This window comes from Pseudomonas sp. H2_A10 (assembly GCF_054680085.1).
In genome coordinates, this window is record NZ_CP162821.1 from 1,211,784 (window position 1) to 1,227,313 (window position 15,530).

Sequence of the window (15,530 nt, forward strand, 5' to 3'; positions counted from 1 at the left end):
CGCGCCGTGCGCCCCTCACCGAAATTTGAGGAGATTGGTATGTCCAGCAACAACCCGCAAACCCGTGAATGGCAAGCCTTGAGCAACGATCACCATCTGGCGCCGTTCAGCGACTTCAAGCAATTGAAAGAGAAAGGCCCACGGATCATCACCAAAGCCCACGGCGTGTACTTGTGGGACAGCGAAGGCAACAAGATCCTCGACGGCATGGCCGGCCTGTGGTGCGTGGCAATCGGTTACGGTCGCGATGAACTCGCCGACGCCGCCGCCAAGCAAATGAAAGAACTGCCGTATTACAACCTGTTCTTCCAGACCGCTCACCCGCCCGTGCTGGAACTGGCCAAAGCCATTTCCGATATCGCGCCCGCCGGCATGAACCACGTGTTCTTCACCGGTTCCGGCTCCGAAGGCAACGACACCATGTTGCGCATGGTTCGCCATTACTGGGCGATCAAAGGCCAACCGAACAAGAAAACCATCATCAGCCGCAAGAATGGCTACCACGGCTCCACCGTGGCCGGCGCCAGCCTGGGCGGCATGACGTATATGCATGAACAGGGCGACTTGCCGATCCCGGGCATCACCCACATCGCCCAGCCGTACTGGTTTGGCGAAGGCGGCGACATGAGCCCCGACGAGTTCGGGACCTGGGCCGCCAACCAGTTGGAAGAAAAAATCCTGGAGTTGGGCGTGGACAACGTCGGTGCCTTTATTGCCGAGCCGATCCAGGGCGCCGGTGGCGTCATCGTGCCGCCCGCCACTTACTGGCCGCGCATCAAGGAAATCCTCGCCAAGTACGACATCCTGTTCATTGCCGACGAAGTGATCTGCGGGTTCGGCCGTACCGGTGAGTGGTTCGGGAGCGATTTCTACGACCTCACGCCACACATGATGACCATCGCCAAGGGCCTTACCTCGGGTTACATCCCCATGGGCGGCCTGATCGTGCGCGACGACGTGGTCGCCGTGCTCAATGAAGGCGGTGATTTCAACCACGGCTTCACCTACTCCGGCCACCCGGTGGCGGCGGCGGTGGCCATGGAAAACATCCGCATCATGCGCGATGAAAAAATCGTCAGCCGCGTTCACGATGAAACGGCACCGTATTTGCAAAAGCGTTTGAGGGAATTGGCGGATCACCCGTTGGTGGGCGAAGTTCGCGGCGTGGGCATGCTCGGTGCAATCGAGCTGGTTCAAGACAAGGCCACCCGCAAGCGTTATGAAGGCAAGGGCGCGGGCATGATTTGCCGCACTTTCTGCTTCAACAACGGCCTGATCATGCGCGCCGTGGGTGACACCATGATCATTTCGCCGCCGCTGGTGATCAGCAAGGCCGAAATCGATGAGCTGGTGACCAAGGCGCGTACGTGCCTGGACCTGACTTTGGCGGCGTTGCAGGGCTAAGTGCTAGGCTCAGTGCGCGGTGCATTGAGCAGTTACAAATGTTGGGGGCTCTGGTTGAAAGCCGGCCCCTGAACTTGCCAGACTGTCGCCCTGTTTTGTTGCCCTCTGGAAGGGCCGCTGAACATAAAAAAACGTGGCCCAAAAAAGAAAAATTGGAGCATCACCAAATGAAGGCATTAGGTTTGAAGAACGCCGGCAAGACCCTCCTCGCCTTGTCCCTGATGGGCGCAATGGCGGGCGGCGCCCAGGCAGCCGATAAAGTGCTGCACGTCTACAACTGGTCCGACTACATCGCACCGGACACCATCGCCAACTTTGAAAAAGAGTCGGGCATTAAAGTGGTGTATGACGTCTTCGACAGCAACGAGACCCTCGAAGCCAAGTTGCTGGCAGGCAAGTCCGGCTACGACATCGTCGTACCGTCGAACAACTTCCTCGCCAAGCAGATCAAGGCCGGTGTTTACCAGGAGCTGGACAAGTCCAAGCTGTCCAACTACAGCAACCTGAACACATCCCTGCTTAAAGCCGTGTCGGTCAGCGACCCGGATAACAAGCATGCCTTCCCGTACATGTGGGGTTCGATCGGCATCGGCTACAACCCGGAGAAGGTCAAGGCCGCGCTGGGCGTGGACAAGATCGACTCCTGGGATGTGCTGATGAAGCCTGAAAACATCGCCAAGCTGAAAAGCTGCGGCGTGAGCTTCCTCGATTCGCCGACCGAAATGCTGCCGGTGGCGCTGCACTACCTGGGCCTGCCGACCGACACTCAGAAGAAGGCCGATCTGAAGCAGGCTGAAGACCTGTTCCTGAAAATCCGTCCTTCGATCGGCTACTTCCACTCCTCCAAGTACATCTCGGACCTGGCCAACGGCAACATCTGCGTGGCCGTGGGTTACTCGGGCGACATCCAGCAGGCCAAGTCCCGCGCGGCTGAAGCCGGTGGCAAGGTCAAGGTTGCCTATGACATTCCGAAGGAAGGCGCCGGTAGCTTCTTCGACATGGTCGCCATCCCTAAAGATGCCGAAAACGTCGACGCCGCCTACACGTTCCTCAACTACCTGCTCAAGCCTGAAGTGATGGCCTCCATCACCAACAGCGTGCGTTTCCCGAACGGTAACGAGAAGGCCACCGCACTGGTCGACAAAGACATCACCAGCGACCCGGGCATCTACCCACCAGCCGATGTCCAGGCCAAGCTCTACGCGATTGCTGACTTGCCGGCTGCGACCCAGCGTGAAATGACACGCAGCTGGACCAAGATCAAATCCGGTAAATAAGCCGTGCTACCTGTGGAAGGGGGCTTGCTCCCTTCCACACATAAAATGACAGAAAGTTTTGCCGGATCGGTTTATCGAGGGTAAGTTGCGCGCCGGTTTTGTTGCCGGGCAACAACTTTGGGCCCAACTATTTAAGAGGACCTCCACGTGCCAATTTCTTTATTTCGCCAAGCCATGCTGGTGGGCGCGGGTATCACGCTGGCGTTGAGCGTGCAGGCCGCACCGACGGTGCATATTTATAACTGGTCGGACTACATCGGTACCGACACCCTGGCCAACTTCGAAAAGGCCACCGGTATCAAGCCCGTGTATGACGTGTTTGATTCCAACGAAACCCTGGAAGGCAAACTGCTGGCCGGGCGTACCGGCTACGACGTGGTGGTGCCGTCCAACCACTTCCTCGGCAAGCAGATCAAGGCCGGGGCGTTCCAGAAACTCGACAAGTCATTGCTCACGAACTACGCCAACCTCGACCCGGCACTGCTCAAGCGCCTGGAAAAGAACGACCCGGGCAACCAGTACGCGGTGCCGTACCTGTGGGGCACCAATGGCATCGGCTACAACGTCGACAAAGTGAAGCAAGTGCTGGGTGTCGACAAGATCGATTCCTGGGCCGTGTTGTTCGAACCGGAAAACATGAAGAAGCTGGCCACCTGCGGCGTGTCCTTCATGGACTCGGCGGATGAAATGCTGCCGGCTGTACTCAACTACATGGGCCTGGACCCGAACAGCACCAACCCGGCGGACTACAAAAAGGCCGAGGAAAAGCTGCTGAAAGTGCGGCCCTACGTGACCTACTTCCACTCATCCAAATACATCTCGGACCTGGCCAACGGCAACATCTGCGTGGCCGCCGGGTTCTCCGGCGATGTGTTCCAGGCCAAGGCCCGTGCGGCCGAGGCGGGCAAAGGCGTGAACATCGCCTACGCGATTCCCAAAGAAGGCGGCAACCTGTGGTTTGACGTGTTGGCGATCCCCAAGGATGCCGCCAACGTCAAAGAGGCCCACGCCTTCATCAACTATTTGCTGCAACCTGAGGTGATCGCCCAGGTCAGTGATTACGTCGGTTACGCCAACCCTAACCCTGGGGCGGACAAGCTGATGGAGCAATCGATACGCACCGACGAAGCGGTTTACCCACCGCAGGCGGTTCTCGAGCGGACATTCGTCAACTTCGAGCTACCCCCGAACGTGCAGCGTTTAATGACCCGTAGCTGGACCAAGGTCAAGACGGGCAAGTAAGGCTCAAACTATCCAAGGCTGGCCCGCATTGGGCCGGCTGCACAGTTTTTTTGGGAGTTTCGTAAATGGCAGTTGCCTCCGGCGCCTATAAGAAAGCCCTCGAGGGCGACCAGACACCGAAGAAGGTGCTGGTCAAAATCGACCGGGTCACGAAGAAGTTCGACGAGACGATTGCCGTGGACGATGTGTCCCTGGAAATCAAGAAAGGCGAGATCTTCGCCTTGCTCGGCGGTTCGGGTTCGGGCAAGTCCACCTTGCTGCGCATGCTCGCAGGCTTCGAGCGCCCGACCGAAGGCCGCATCTACCTCGACGGTGTGGACATCACCGACATGCCGCCCTACGAGCGGCCGATCAACATGATGTTCCAGTCCTACGCCCTGTTCCCGCACATGACCGTGGCGCAGAACATTGCCTTCGACCTGCAACAGGACAAGATCCCCAAGGCCGAGGTCGACGCCCGCGTGGCCGAGATGCTCAAGCTGGTGCAGATGAGCCAGTACGCCAAGCGCAAGCCGCACCAGTTGTCCGGTGGCCAGCGCCAGCGGGTTGCCCTGGCGCGCTCCCTGGCCAAACGCCCGAAGCTGCTGCTGCTCGATGAGCCGATGGGCGCACTGGACAAGAAGCTGCGTTCGCAGATGCAGCTTGAGCTTGTCGAAATCATCGAGCGCGTCGGCGTGACCTGCGTGATGGTGACCCACGACCAGGAAGAGGCCATGACCATGGCCGAACGCATCGCGATCATGCACCTGGGCTGGATCGCGCAGATCGGCAGCCCCATCGATATCTACGAAACCCCCACCAGCCGCCTGGTGTGCGAGTTCATCGGCAACGTCAACATTTTCGACACCCAGGTGGTCGACGACGCCGAAGGCCACGCGGTGCTCAAGTGCCCGGACCTGGACCGCGACATCTACGTGGGCTACGGCATCGCCACCTCGGTGGAAGACAAGTCGGTGACCTACGCCATTCGCCCGGAAAAGCTGCTGGTCACCACCGAAATGCCGACCTGCGAACACAACTGGTCCAGCGGCAAGGTGCACGACATCGCCTACCTGGGCGGCCACTCGGTGTTCTACGTAGAGCTGCCGAGCGGCAAGCTGGTGCAGTCCTTCGTCGCTAACGCCGAACGCCGTGGTCAGCGGCCGACCTGGGGTGACCAGGTCTACGTGTGGTGGGAAGACGACAGCGGCGTGGTACTGCGCTCATGAACATGAAGAAGCTCAAGCGGCGCTTGCACCGCATCGTCCCCAGCGGCAAGCAGGTGGTCATCGGGATTCCGTTCCTGTGGCTGTTCCTGTTTTTCGCCTTGCCGTTTTTCATTGTCCTGAAAATCAGCTTTGCCGAAGCCGACGTGGCGATCCCGCCGTATACCGAGATCTACACCTACGTTGAGCAAAAACTGCAGGTGGTGCTGAACCTGGCCAACTACCAGTTACTGGCGGGGGATGAGCTGTATATCTCCGCCTACCTGGGCTCGCTGAAGATGGCCTTTTTCAGCACGCTGCTGTGCCTGCTGATCGGCTATCCGATGGCCTACGCCATTGCTACCGCGCGCAAAGAAATGCAGACCGTGCTGGTGCTGCTGATCATGATGCCGACCTGGACCGCCATTTTGATCCGCGTGTATGCGTGGATGGGCATCCTCAGCAACAACGGTTTGCTCAATGGCTTCCTGATGTCCATGGGGCTGATCAACGAGCCGCTGCAGATCCTCAACACCAACATCGCGGTGTATATCGGCGTGGTTTATTCATACCTGCCGTTCATGATCCTGCCGCTGTACGCCAACCTGGTGAAGCACGACCAGAGCCTGCTTGAAGCTGCATCGGACCTGGGTTCGAGCACGTTCAACAGCTTCTGGAAGATCACCGTGCCGCTGTCCAAGAACGGCATCATCGCCGGTTGCATGCTGGTGTTTATCCCGGTGGTGGGCGAGTTCGTGATCCCTGAACTGCTCGGCGGCCCGGAAACCCTGATGATCGGTAAAGTGCTGTGGCAAGAGTTCTTCAACAACCGTGACTGGCCGGTGGCGTCTGCCCTGGCGGTGGTGATGCTGGCGATCCTGATCGTGCCGATCATCCTGTTTAACCGCAGCCAAGCCAAAGAGATGGAGGGCAAGATATGAAGCGCGTCAGTTTCTCAAGCTTCATGCTGGTGGCGGGGTTGTTGTTTATCTACCTGCCGATGCTGATCCTGGTGATCTACTCGTTCAACGAATCCAAACTGGTGACGGTGTGGGGCGGTTGGTCGATCAAGTGGTACGTGGGCCTGCTGGACAACACCCAACTGATGGGCTCGGTGGCGCGCTCCCTGGAGATCGCCTGCTACACGGCGGTGGCCGCGGTGGCACTGGGTACATTGGCGGCGTTCGTGCTCACGCGCATCAGCCAGTTCAAGGGCCGCACGTTGTTCGGCGGCCTGGTGACCGCGCCGTTGGTGATGCCCGAAGTGATCACCGGTCTGTCGCTGTTGCTGCTGTTCGTGGCCATGGCGCAACTGATCGGCTGGCCCCAGGAGCGTGGCATCGTCACCATCTGGATCGCCCACACCACGTTCTGTGCGGCGTATGTGGCGGTGGTGGTGTCGGCGCGTTTGCGTGAGCTGGACCTGTCGATCGAAGAAGCGGCGATGGACCTGGGCGCGCGGCCGTGGAAGGTGTTCTTCCTGATCACTATCCCGATGATCGCGCCGTCGCTGGCCGCCGGCGGCATGATGTCGTTTGCGTTGTCCCTGGATGACCTGGTACTGGCCAGCTTCGTGTCCGGCCCGGGCTCCACTACCTTGCCGATGGAAGTGTTTTCGGCCGTGCGGCTTGGGGTTAAACCCGAGATCAACGCGGTGGCCAGCCTGATTCTGTTGGCGGTGTCGCTGGTGACCTTTCTGGTGTGGTTCTTCAGCCGTCGTGCCGAGGAACACCGCAAGAAGGCGATCCAGCAGGCGATTGAAGAAGCCGCTGCCGATGGCTGGCAGCAGCCGGACAAGCGTCGGGCGCCAGCGCCGGTCTAACTGACGGAGCAGGCGCAAACTGTGGGAGCAGGCTTGCCCCCTCCCACAGTGTTGATCCGTTATCGAACTGGCAGCAGTTTCAGCGTGCCCCGAGTATTCGCCGTGATTTCCTCTTCGGTGAAATGCGCCTGTTCGTAACCGCCTTCGATGTAGGTTTCGGCCTGGTCGCTGTAGTGGCGATCAAACGGTACACCGCTTTGTCCCACTGGGTTGATGGTCAGCGCATGGGCCGCGTCGGCGAAGTCGATCAGGCGGCGGGTCGAGGGGCCGTAGGTCACCGGCCACGGTGCGGGGCCGATCGCGGCCGATTGGTTGTTTGGCACCTCGTGGCTGCCGGGGGCCGGGAAGGGGCCGACATTGACGATCAGGTCCAAGGGCTTTTGTGAACCCAGTGGGTGGCCATGGGTAAGGGTGTGCGCCTTGCCCCATTGCCATTGGGCGGGGTCGTCGCCGAAGGTGGCCTTGAGGTGCGCGAGGCTGTTGTCCCAGGCGAGCTTGACGGCGTCGGCGCGTTTGCCGTCCCACCAGGGCGAACTCGGGTCGGCGGCCAGGCGCGGTAAGGCGGCGTCGATTGCCCGGGTGCCGAGCAAGGTCTTGAACAGGTTATCGCCCAGTTTTGGGTGGAAGGCCGCATCCGCCAGGTTGAACAGGAACTGGTTGAACAGCGTGGCGCTGATGGAGTCCAGCGGGTAATCGCCTTTCCAGGCGGCCAGTTGTTCCACCAGCTTGAGTTGCGACGGGTCCTTGACCACCTCGCGCAACACCGGCAACAGCGGCGCCAGCAAGCGCGGGCCGAAGGCGGTCGTGGTGCCCAGTTGCAAGGCTTGGCTGTTGTTTACATCCCACTTCACGCTTTTATCGCTCAACTGCGCGTTCAACTGCTGGCCCCGGTCGGCCAGGTTGTAGTAGCCGGGGATCTCCATGCGGCTGGGCGATACCGGTTGGGCATTGGCCGAAACCACATAGCCGCGCGCCGGGTTTTCTTCCTGGGGGTTGGCGCTGAAGGGGTAAAAGCCCAGCTTGTCGGCCTGGGCGGTGCTGCCGTCGAGGATAAACCCAGGGTTGGCACCGGCCGGGCGGATCGGCAGTTGCGCCGCGGCCCACCAGCCGATATCGCCCTTGGCATTGGCCCACACAATATTCAGCCCCGGCGCAGAGACCTTGGCCGCTGCGGCCCGGGCCTTGGCCAGGGTATCGGCGCGGTTGAGCTGGTAGAAACCTTCGAGGATCGGGTTCTGGGTGTCGAGGAATGCCCACCACATCGCGATTGGCGTGTTGCCGGCGTTCTCGCCGAGTACGTCATTGATGATCGGCCCATGGGGCGACTGACGCAGCGTGAGGGTGACCGGGGCCTGGCCCTTCACCGCGATCTGTTGCGCGCTGCTGGTCATGTCTACCCACTGGTCGTGGTACCAGACCTGATTGGGGTTGGCCGGGTTGACCTTTTCGGCGATCAGGTCAAGGTCGTCGTTCTGGAACATGGTCAGGCTCCAGCCGAAGTCCAGGTTGTGCCCCAGGAACGCCACCGGCACCAGCGCGTTGTGATAGCCATACAGCTCGAAGCCCGGCGCCGACAGCTGCGCTTCGTACCATACCGACGGCACTGAAAAGCGAATATGCGGGTCGCCCGCCAGCAAGGGTTTGCCGCTTTTGGTGCGGCTGCCGCTGATGGCCCAGGCATTGCTGCCTTCGAACTGCGGCAAGCCATTGTCGGCCAGGGCCTGGTCGCTCAGGGCGGCTATCGCGCCCAGGGTTTGCCAGTCACCGGCAGCCAGGTTCAGCGCGCCCTTGGGTTGCCAGCCCAGGTCGAAGACGTTCAGGTACTCGCTGCCCAACTGGTCGCGGACGTAAGTCAGCAATGGCTCGGTACGAAACGCGGCGGCAAAACTGTAGGCCAGGTAGCCGGCGACGCTGATGGTGTCTTCGGCGGTGAACCGGCGTTTGGGAATGCCCAGCACGTCGAACTCCATGGGGCTGGCGTGGCTGTCCTGATACTGGTTTATGCCGTCCAGGTAGGCTTGCAGGGCTTCCCATGCGGGGGACTCATGGTCCATGTGTTCCACGTAGCTCAAGGCGCGTTCACGAATGCGCAGGCTGCGAAACAGCTTGTCGGTTTCCAGCAGCTTGGGCCCCAGCACCTCGGCCAGTTCGCCACGGGCCAGGCGCCGCATGATCTCCATCTGGAACAACCGGTCCTGGGCGTGCACGTAGCCCAGCGCGCGATACAGGTCGGCCTCGTTCTCGGCGCGGATGTGCGGCACGCCACGGTCGTCGTAGCGCACCGTGACCGAGCCTTGCAGGTTGGCCAGCGAAACCGTGCCCTGGCGGGTGGGTTGCTTGCTGTACACGTACCAGCCGGCACCGAGGGTGATCAGCACCAGCAGCACCGCGAGAACCCGCAAGACGCGCTTCATGGACTTTCCTTACAGAGAGTGGAGTGACTAACGAGCTTCAGGCCACGAACAATAGCAGCCCACCGCCAGGGTGTGCGTGGCATTCACGTCGCGCCCCGTTCCAAGGGCTTTGAGGATCGGCTCGATGAAGCTGTTGCTCGAATTGCACGTCAGCCCTTCGCTGTAGGGCCCGAAATACGCAAGCTTGCCGCTGCGATCCCAGATGCCCACGGCGGGGCTGGCGGGCACTTGATCGGCGCCGGGCAGGGTTGTGAGGGTTTTCATGGTGCGCAGGTTATCGGGCAGTTGGCCGTGGCTGCCGGGCTTTTGCAGGGCATAGAACTCAACGCCCTGGGGCGCGTACTGCTCGATCAGTTCGCCCAGGTGCTGCTGGTTGCCGACATTGCATGGGCAGGCCGGGTCCCAGAAGTGCACCAGGCGAATCGGGCCTGGCCCGGCGAGGTCGGCGGGCAGTTTCAAGGGGTCACCGGAAAACACCGCCGTGTGCTCGCTGAACGCACGCAGGTAGCGGCCCTGGAACCAGTTATATGCCGCCCATAGCACGCCGGCGCAGAGGATCAGGACCAGGCTGGCGAACAGGGCGTTACGGTAGGGCGGTCGCATTCAGATCTATCCTCGAAGGTCGCGTAGCTTGCCATGCTTGCCCTGACAGATGAATATCGCAGCTCGATATTCATCTTCGCCGTCAGTCTGGAAGCCTTTATGCCCGTCACCTTTGACCCCGATCATCTGCGCGACAGCTTGCGACCCCTGGTGGATGCGCAGCCGCTCAGCGCCGAGGCGCGGGTGTATCAGCGTTTCTACGGCTTGGACCTGGCCGCGCGCAAAGTGCCGGCCGTGAGCCGCCTGGGGCGTTTGGAGGTTGACGGGTTCGCGGTGGTGGCGCAGGTGTGGTGGCCACCCGCTCCGGTGGCGACGATGTTCATGTTCCACGGCTTCTACGACCATATGGGCCTATACCGCCACGTAGTGGACTGGGCGCTGGACCAAGGCTTTGTGGTGATTGCCTGCGACCTGCCGGGCCATGGTTTGTCCAGCGGCGCACGGGCCAGCATCGATGACTTCGCGGTGTACCAGAACGTGGTGCAGGCGCTGTTCGCCCAGGTCGAGGCGCTGCACCTGCCGCAGCCCTGGCACCTGTTCGGGCAGAGTACTGGCGGCGCGGTGGTGGTGGATCATTTGCTCCACCACGGCGCCGACAGCCCGGCGCAGGGCAAGACCTTCCTGCTGTCGCCGCTGGTGCGTCCGCGTGCCTGGGGCTGGTCCCAGCTGAGTTATTACCTGCTGCGGCCGTTCGTCAACGGTATCGCCCGGCGATTCAGCGAGAACACCAACGATCCTGAATTCAAGCCGTTTTTGGAAGCCGACCCGCTGCAACCGCGCCAACTGCCCACCGCCTGGGTGGGTGCGCTGTTGCGCTGGATCAAGCGCATCGAAGCCGCGCCGCGCAGCCCACGGCGGCCGATAATCGTGCAGGGCGAGGAAGATATGACGGTGGACTGGCAGCACAATTTGCAGGTGCTGCGGGGTAAGTTTGATCAGCCGCAGGTGTTGATGCTCAAGCGCGGTCGGCACCATTTGGCGAACGAGATTCCCGAGATTCGCGATGAATATTTCAGCTTTCTCACGGATCAATTGAAGTAACACAGTCCAAATGCGGGAGGGGGCTTGCTCCCGGTAGCAGTGTGTCAGGCAAACATTTTTTGCTGATCCACCGCTATCGGGAGCAAGCCCCCTCCCACATTTTTATTACTGCGTCAGGCTTGAGGTGCTTTGGCCAACCGCAAGACCTGCGCGAATGGCGGCCAACGCCGCCTGGTAATACGCCTTGCCTTCCGGCGACTCCGCAAACGTCGCGAATTCTTCCAGCTCGGGGTCAGACAAGTCTCGATAGACGTACAGCAACGTGTTGTTCAGGTCGTTGCCAATCTGCTGCATCAAGCGTTCGCGCTGCCCATTCAACATGCCTTGTGCCTGGCCGCCGCCCAGTAGGCCGGGGATCATCTGGCTCAAGCTGTCTGCGGCCACGCCGGCAATCGCCAGGCTCACTTCGGCGCCGGCTTCACGGGCAGGCAATGCCTGGGCCAGGTGGCCGATGATCAGGCTGCGGGTCGCGTCGGCTTCGATCTTCGGCAGGCCCTGAGCGTTTTTTGCCAGTTGGTCGCGGCGGGTGGCGAGCAACTCGGCGGCGACAATCTTGCGGCCCAATGGCGATTGGAAGAACGCCAGCGCAGGCTTTGGGTCCGCCAGGTTTTTGCGCAACTGCGCCTCGGCGCGTTGGTCCATGGCCTGGGCGGCAAAGCGCTTGTTGCTGTTGTCCACCAACGCCTGATACACCGCCGGCGGCAGGCTATTGCGGTAGCGCTGCTGGGCCGCACTGAGGGCGTCATTGAAATGCGCACGTTGTTCGGCCCAGCCGGCGACCTTGTACAACTGGTCATGGCCGTCTGCCCAGGCGGGCAAAACGCAGAACATCAGCAAGGAAAAAAACAAACGACGCATATGGACTCCTGTCAGTCGGCCACTATTGTCCGTGTCGGGCGTAGGATTTGTCGAGAAGTCCTATCAGTCACCTGACTAAAGTGTATTCAGACGCTCGACGGCGCTGTCGGATTTGAAGACGTATGGATACTATGCGCGCCATGCAAATGCCCCTTGATCATCCCCTGCTGCAACGCATCGTCGACGACCTGGCCGAAAAAGGTTGGTCGCAGCAGAACGGCTTCCTGCCCCAGGCTCTGACCCTGGAACTGGCGGCTGAGTGCCGTAAACGTGCGGTCGAAGGTGAGTTGGCGCCGGCAGCGGTGGGGCGTGGGCCGGCCCAGGAGATTCGCGAAGGTATTCGCGGCGACCACATCCAGTGGCTGGAGGCGGGCGACGCCGCCGTCTGCGACCGCTACATGGCGGTGATGGACAGCCTGCGCCTGGCGATGAACCGGGGTCTGTTCCTCGGCCTGGAAGATTTCGAAAGCCATTTCGCGATGTACCCGCCGGGGGCGTTTTACCTCAAGCACCTGGATCGTTTTCGCGACGATGACCGGCGCATGGTCTCGGCGGTGATCTACTTGAACGATGCCTGGTTGCCGGAACACGGCGGCCAGTTGCGCATGTACCTCAAGGACGGCGTCGAATACGACGTGGTGCCCAGCGGCGGATGCCTGGTGGTGTTCCTGTCGGGCGAAGTGCCCCACGAAGTCATGCCTGCCACGCGCGAACGCCTGTCCCTCACCGGCTGGTTTCGCCGGCGCGGCAATGAGCCCTTTTGACATGCAAAAGATCCTGGTCAGCCGCTGCTTGCTCGGACACAAAGTGCGCTACGACGGCGGCGCCAGTGGGCCGTTCGATCAACTGGCCGTGTGGCAAGCCGAAGGGCGCGTGATTGCGATCTGCCCGGAAGTGGCAGGCGGTTTGCCGACGCCCAGGCCTCCTGCCGAGATCCCCGGTGGGCAGGGCATCGATGTGTGGGACGGTCGGGCCCAGGTGCTGACCGCCGAGGGCGAAGATTTCAGCGCCGCCTTCCTCGACGGGGCCCGGCAGGCGTTGGCATTGGTGCAACGGCACGGCATCCGTATCGCCATCCTCAAGGCCAACAGCCCGTCCTGCGGCAACCTGCTGACCTATGACGGCACCTTCAGCGGCGTGAAGGTCACTGGCGAAGGCGTCACGGCGGCGCTGCTCAAGCGCCACGGTGTACAGGTGTTCAGTGAGCTGGAGTTGCCGGCGGCGGCGGTGCATCTCTCAAGTCTTGAGTAAGTGGGAGGGCAAGCCCCCCACCACTTTAGGATCTACTCAGACTTATCCACCGATGTTGTTCCTTCAAGCCACTTCTGCGCCAGCGCCTTCAGCCGGCCATCATCCTTTACCCGCTTCAACGCGCCGTCCAAGCTGCTCTTGAACGCCGGGTTGCCCTTCTGGAACGGGATCGCCAGCTCGGGTTTCTCGTGATAAGCCTCGCTGAAATCGAACTGATTCTCTAGCTCGGCAGTCTTAGCGATATGGTTGATGGCCACGTCGTATTTGCCGCTTTCTACACCGGCAAGCAGGTCGGCCTCATCGGTGGTGATAAACGAGGAGCGTACGTCCATTTCCTTGGCCAACTGTTCACCCAGCTCCACTTCAAAGCCGGTGAGCTTGTCGCCTTCCTTGAAGTTGTAGGGCGGGGTGTTGGCTTCAAGGACGATGCGCAGCTCACCCCGATCATTGACGTCGTCGATCAGTTCGGCATGAGCCAGGGGGCTCAGCAGGGGAAGCAACAGTAACAGGTCAGGCGAAACGCGCATGGTCACTCCTAAAGAATTCGAATGTGCGAGGCGCCGTTCCGCATCGCTTTGCTATGGTGGTGAGTGCCTTGGACAGCAATTTGTCGCGAAGTTGTCATAACCCTACAGATTTCACAGAAAAACTGGAGAAGCGAATGAAAGCCTTTTTGACCCGTGCAACCGTTGGCAGCCTGCTGCTGGGGGCCTCGCTGTTGGCCAACGCCGCCGATGTTCCGCATACCCCTGCGCCGAAGGGGGCTGAGGTGTTTATCGTATCGCCCAAAGACGGTGCCACTGTCGACAAGACGTTCACCGTCAAATTCGGGGTAAAAGGCCTGGACCTGGAGCCGATCGACAAACAAGTGCCAGGGGCTGGTCACCATCACCTGCTAGTTGACCGGGACGTGCAATCGCTCAAGGCGGACGAGGCTATTCCAGCCGATGCGACCTCCATTCACTTCGGCAAGGCCCAAACCGAAACCGAACTGACCTTGACCCCCGGTAAGCACACGCTGCAATTGGTGGCCGGGGACAACGTGCATCGCCAATTCGAGCCCACGGTCGCCTCCAAAGTCATCACGGTGACCGTCAAGTAAGCGTTATTCGGACAAAAAAATGGGAGGCCCCTGCGGGTCTCCCATTTTTTGTGCCGCGCTTTTAAAGCGTTAGAACAACACGCGGCTACGGATAGTGCCGTTGATGTGCTGAAGCTTCTCTTGCGCCAGGTCCGAGTATTCGGCGTCTACGTCGATTACCACGTAGCCGACCTTCTCGTTGGTCTGCAGGAACTGACCGGAGATGTTGATGCCGTTTTCCGCGAAGACCTTGTTGATCTCCATCATCACGCCAGGAATGTTCTGGTGGATGTGCAACAGGCGGTGCTTGCCAGGGTGAGCCGGCAATGCCACTTCCGGGAAATTCACGGACGATACCGAGGTACCGTTGTCGCTGTACTTGACCAGCTTTTCCGAGACTTCCAGACCAATGTTGGCCTGGGCTTCAGCGGTGGAGCCGCCGATGTGCGGGGTCAGGATCACGTTGTCCAGGCCACGCAGCGGGCTTTCGAAGATGTCGTCGTTGGAGCGCGGCTCCACCGGGAACACATCGATGGCGGCGCCGATCAGGTGCTTGTCCTTGATCGCATCGGCCAGGGCGTCCAGCTCGACCACGGTGCCGCGTGCAGCGTTGATCAGAATGCCGCCTTTCTTGATCGCGCGGATTTCCTTCTCACCAATCATCCACTGGGTCTCAGCGGTTTCCGGAACGTGCAGGGTCACGATGTCGGACATGCCCAGCAGCTCGGTCAGGCTCGACACTTGCGTGGCGTTGCCCAATGGCAGCTTGGTCAGGGTGTCGTAGAAGAACACCTGCATGCCAAGGCCTTCAGCCAGTACCGACAACTGAGTGCCGATCGAGCCGTAACCGACGATACCCAGCTTCTTGCCGCGGATTTCGAAGGAGTTGGCCGCGCTTTTGATCCAGCCGCCACGGTGGCAGGAAGCGTTCTTCTCGGGAATACCGCGCAGCAACAGGATGGCCTCGGCCAGCACCAGCTCCGCAACGGAACGGGTATTGGAATACGGTGCGTTGAACACCGCGATGCCGCGCTCGCGTGCTGCGTTGAGGTCGACCTGGTTGGTGCCGATGCAGAAACAGCCCACTGCCACGAGTTTCTTGGCGTGATCGAAGATCTCTTCGGTCAGCTGAGTGCGGGAGCGAATGCCGATGAAGTGCGCGTCGGCGATCTTTTCCTTGAGCTGGGCTTCCGGCAGAGAACTGGTGATGTACTCAATGCTGGTGTACCCGGCGGCTTTCAGAACGTCGACAGCCGATGGGTGGACGCCTTCCAGAAGAAGGAACTTGATCTTGCTCTTATCGAGAGAAGTCTTGCTCATCTGCGTAAACCTGTATCCCGGAGAAAATTGGCA

Annotated in this window: 15 protein-coding genes; 10 read left to right on the forward strand and 5 right to left on the reverse strand. The window is 60.7% G+C overall.

Translation table 11 applies throughout. The features are described 5' to 3' along the window. Positions 1-39: 39 nt before the first annotated feature. The 6 genes from AB4O23_RS05525 to AB4O23_RS05550 all read left to right on the forward strand — a co-directional run bounded on the left by AB4O23_RS05525 (position 40) and on the right by AB4O23_RS05550 (position 6,929). The gene (locus AB4O23_RS05525; protein WP_017530901.1) at positions 40-1,404 is read left to right on the forward strand and encodes an aspartate aminotransferase family protein; all 1,365 of its coding nucleotides are present in this window, start codon (positions 40-42) and stop codon (positions 1,402-1,404) included. Positions 1,405-1,586: 182 nt separating this feature from the next. Further along, on the forward strand, positions 1,587-2,681 hold the full coding sequence (locus tag AB4O23_RS05530; RefSeq protein ID WP_026067502.1) for a polyamine ABC transporter substrate-binding protein: 1,095 nt from the start codon (positions 1,587-1,589) through the stop codon (positions 2,679-2,681). Between the two features lie 147 nt (positions 2,682-2,828). Then, positions 2,829-3,923, forward strand: a complete 1,095-nt coding sequence (locus AB4O23_RS05535; RefSeq protein WP_017530903.1) for a polyamine ABC transporter substrate-binding protein — start codon at positions 2,829-2,831, stop codon at positions 3,921-3,923. A gap of 65 nt (positions 3,924-3,988) precedes the next feature. Beyond that, complete coding sequence (locus AB4O23_RS05540) at positions 3,989-5,131, forward strand: ABC transporter ATP-binding protein (protein ID WP_460070030.1); 1,143 nt, start codon at positions 3,989-3,991, stop codon at positions 5,129-5,131. Beyond that, positions 5,128-6,048: an ABC transporter permease subunit gene (locus AB4O23_RS05545; protein WP_017530904.1), complete on the forward strand. Its 921-nt coding sequence runs from the start codon at positions 5,128-5,130 to the stop codon at positions 6,046-6,048. The genes AB4O23_RS05540 and AB4O23_RS05545 overlap by 4 nt, the downstream gene beginning before the upstream one ends. Then, a complete protein-coding gene (locus AB4O23_RS05550) occupies positions 6,045-6,929 on the forward strand; it encodes an ABC transporter permease subunit (RefSeq protein ID WP_017530905.1) in 885 nt (294 codons plus the stop codon). Before AB4O23_RS05545 ends, AB4O23_RS05550 begins: the two co-directional genes overlap by 4 nt. A gap of 59 nt (positions 6,930-6,988) precedes the next feature. On the opposite strand, the gene AB4O23_RS05555 is transcribed toward AB4O23_RS05550, so the two are convergent. Both AB4O23_RS05555 and AB4O23_RS05560 read right to left on the reverse strand, forming a co-directional pair. Next, positions 6,989-9,343, reverse strand: a complete 2,355-nt coding sequence (locus tag AB4O23_RS05555; RefSeq protein WP_460062548.1) for a penicillin acylase family protein — start codon at positions 9,341-9,343, stop codon at positions 6,989-6,991. Between the two features lie 27 nt (positions 9,344-9,370). Continuing rightward, entirely contained in the window at positions 9,371-9,946 is a 576-nt protein-coding gene (locus AB4O23_RS05560; protein ID WP_017530907.1) for a DUF6436 domain-containing protein, read from the reverse strand. 99 nt (positions 9,947-10,045) lie between these two features. Here AB4O23_RS05560 and bipL point away from each other — a divergent pair, with 99 nt between their 5' ends. Then, positions 10,046-10,987: a phospholipase BipL gene (gene bipL / locus AB4O23_RS05565; protein ID WP_460063900.1), complete on the forward strand. Its 942-nt coding sequence runs from the start codon at positions 10,046-10,048 to the stop codon at positions 10,985-10,987. Positions 10,988-11,092: 105 nt separating this feature from the next. Here the strand turns inward: bipL and AB4O23_RS05570 are convergent, their stop codons facing one another. Beyond that, positions 11,093-11,845: a DUF2059 domain-containing protein gene (locus AB4O23_RS05570; RefSeq protein WP_017530909.1), complete on the reverse strand. Its 753-nt coding sequence runs from the start codon at positions 11,843-11,845 to the stop codon at positions 11,093-11,095. Between the two features lie 131 nt (positions 11,846-11,976). Between AB4O23_RS05570 and AB4O23_RS05575 the strand changes: the two genes are divergently transcribed. Together AB4O23_RS05575 and AB4O23_RS05580 are read left to right on the forward strand one after the other, a co-directional pair. Then, complete coding sequence (locus AB4O23_RS05575) at positions 11,977-12,609, forward strand: 2OG-Fe(II) oxygenase (RefSeq protein ID WP_065879394.1); 633 nt, start codon at positions 11,977-11,979, stop codon at positions 12,607-12,609. 1 nt (position 12,610) lies between these two features. Continuing rightward, positions 12,611-13,096: a 2-thiouracil desulfurase family protein gene (locus AB4O23_RS05580; protein ID WP_017530911.1), complete on the forward strand. Its 486-nt coding sequence runs from the start codon at positions 12,611-12,613 to the stop codon at positions 13,094-13,096. A gap of 32 nt (positions 13,097-13,128) precedes the next feature. On the opposite strand, the gene AB4O23_RS05585 is transcribed toward AB4O23_RS05580, so the two are convergent. Beyond that, positions 13,129-13,623, reverse strand: a complete 495-nt coding sequence (locus AB4O23_RS05585) for a transporter substrate-binding domain-containing protein (RefSeq protein ID WP_460085185.1) — start codon at positions 13,621-13,623, stop codon at positions 13,129-13,131. 134 nt (positions 13,624-13,757) lie between these two features. On the opposite strand from AB4O23_RS05585, the gene AB4O23_RS05590 reads away from it, so the two are divergent. Further along, positions 13,758-14,198, forward strand: coding sequence for a DUF4399 domain-containing protein (locus tag AB4O23_RS05590; protein ID WP_017530913.1), 441 nt, complete (start codon positions 13,758-13,760; stop codon positions 14,196-14,198). A gap of 69 nt (positions 14,199-14,267) precedes the next feature. Here AB4O23_RS05590 and serA read toward each other — a convergent pair whose 3' ends face one another. Then, positions 14,268-15,497, reverse strand: coding sequence for a phosphoglycerate dehydrogenase (serA, locus tag AB4O23_RS05595; protein ID WP_003176761.1), 1,230 nt, complete (start codon positions 15,495-15,497; stop codon positions 14,268-14,270). Positions 15,498-15,530 lie beyond the last annotated feature (33 nt).

Coding starts and splice junctions, on each gene's coding strand:
- AB4O23_RS05585 (WP_460085185.1), bottom strand. CDS start 13,623: ATGCGCGTTTCGCCTGACCTGTTACTGTTGCTTCCCCTGCTGAGCCCC.
- AB4O23_RS05580 (WP_017530911.1), top strand. CDS start 12,611: ATGCAAAAGATCCTGGTCAGCCGCTGCTTGCTCGGACACAAAGTGCGC.
- AB4O23_RS05590 (WP_017530913.1), top strand. CDS start 13,758: ATGAAAGCCTTTTTGACCCGTGCAACCGTTGGCAGCCTGCTGCTGGGG.
- serA (WP_003176761.1), bottom strand. CDS start 15,497: ATGAGCAAGACTTCTCTCGATAAGAGCAAGATCAAGTTCCTTCTTCTG.
- AB4O23_RS05525 (WP_017530901.1), top strand. CDS start 40: ATGTCCAGCAACAACCCGCAAACCCGTGAATGGCAAGCCTTGAGCAAC.
- AB4O23_RS05545 (WP_017530904.1), top strand. CDS start 5,128: ATGAACATGAAGAAGCTCAAGCGGCGCTTGCACCGCATCGTCCCCAGC.
- AB4O23_RS05550 (WP_017530905.1), top strand. CDS start 6,045: ATGAAGCGCGTCAGTTTCTCAAGCTTCATGCTGGTGGCGGGGTTGTTG.
- bipL (WP_460063900.1), top strand. CDS start 10,046: ATGCCCGTCACCTTTGACCCCGATCATCTGCGCGACAGCTTGCGACCC.
- AB4O23_RS05560 (WP_017530907.1), bottom strand. CDS start 9,946: ATGCGACCGCCCTACCGTAACGCCCTGTTCGCCAGCCTGGTCCTGATC.
- AB4O23_RS05555 (WP_460062548.1), bottom strand. CDS start 9,343: ATGAAGCGCGTCTTGCGGGTTCTCGCGGTGCTGCTGGTGCTGATCACC.
- AB4O23_RS05575 (WP_065879394.1), top strand. CDS start 11,977: ATGCGCGCCATGCAAATGCCCCTTGATCATCCCCTGCTGCAACGCATC.
- AB4O23_RS05570 (WP_017530909.1), bottom strand. CDS start 11,845: ATGCGTCGTTTGTTTTTTTCCTTGCTGATGTTCTGCGTTTTGCCCGCC.
- AB4O23_RS05540 (WP_460070030.1), top strand. CDS start 3,989: ATGGCAGTTGCCTCCGGCGCCTATAAGAAAGCCCTCGAGGGCGACCAG.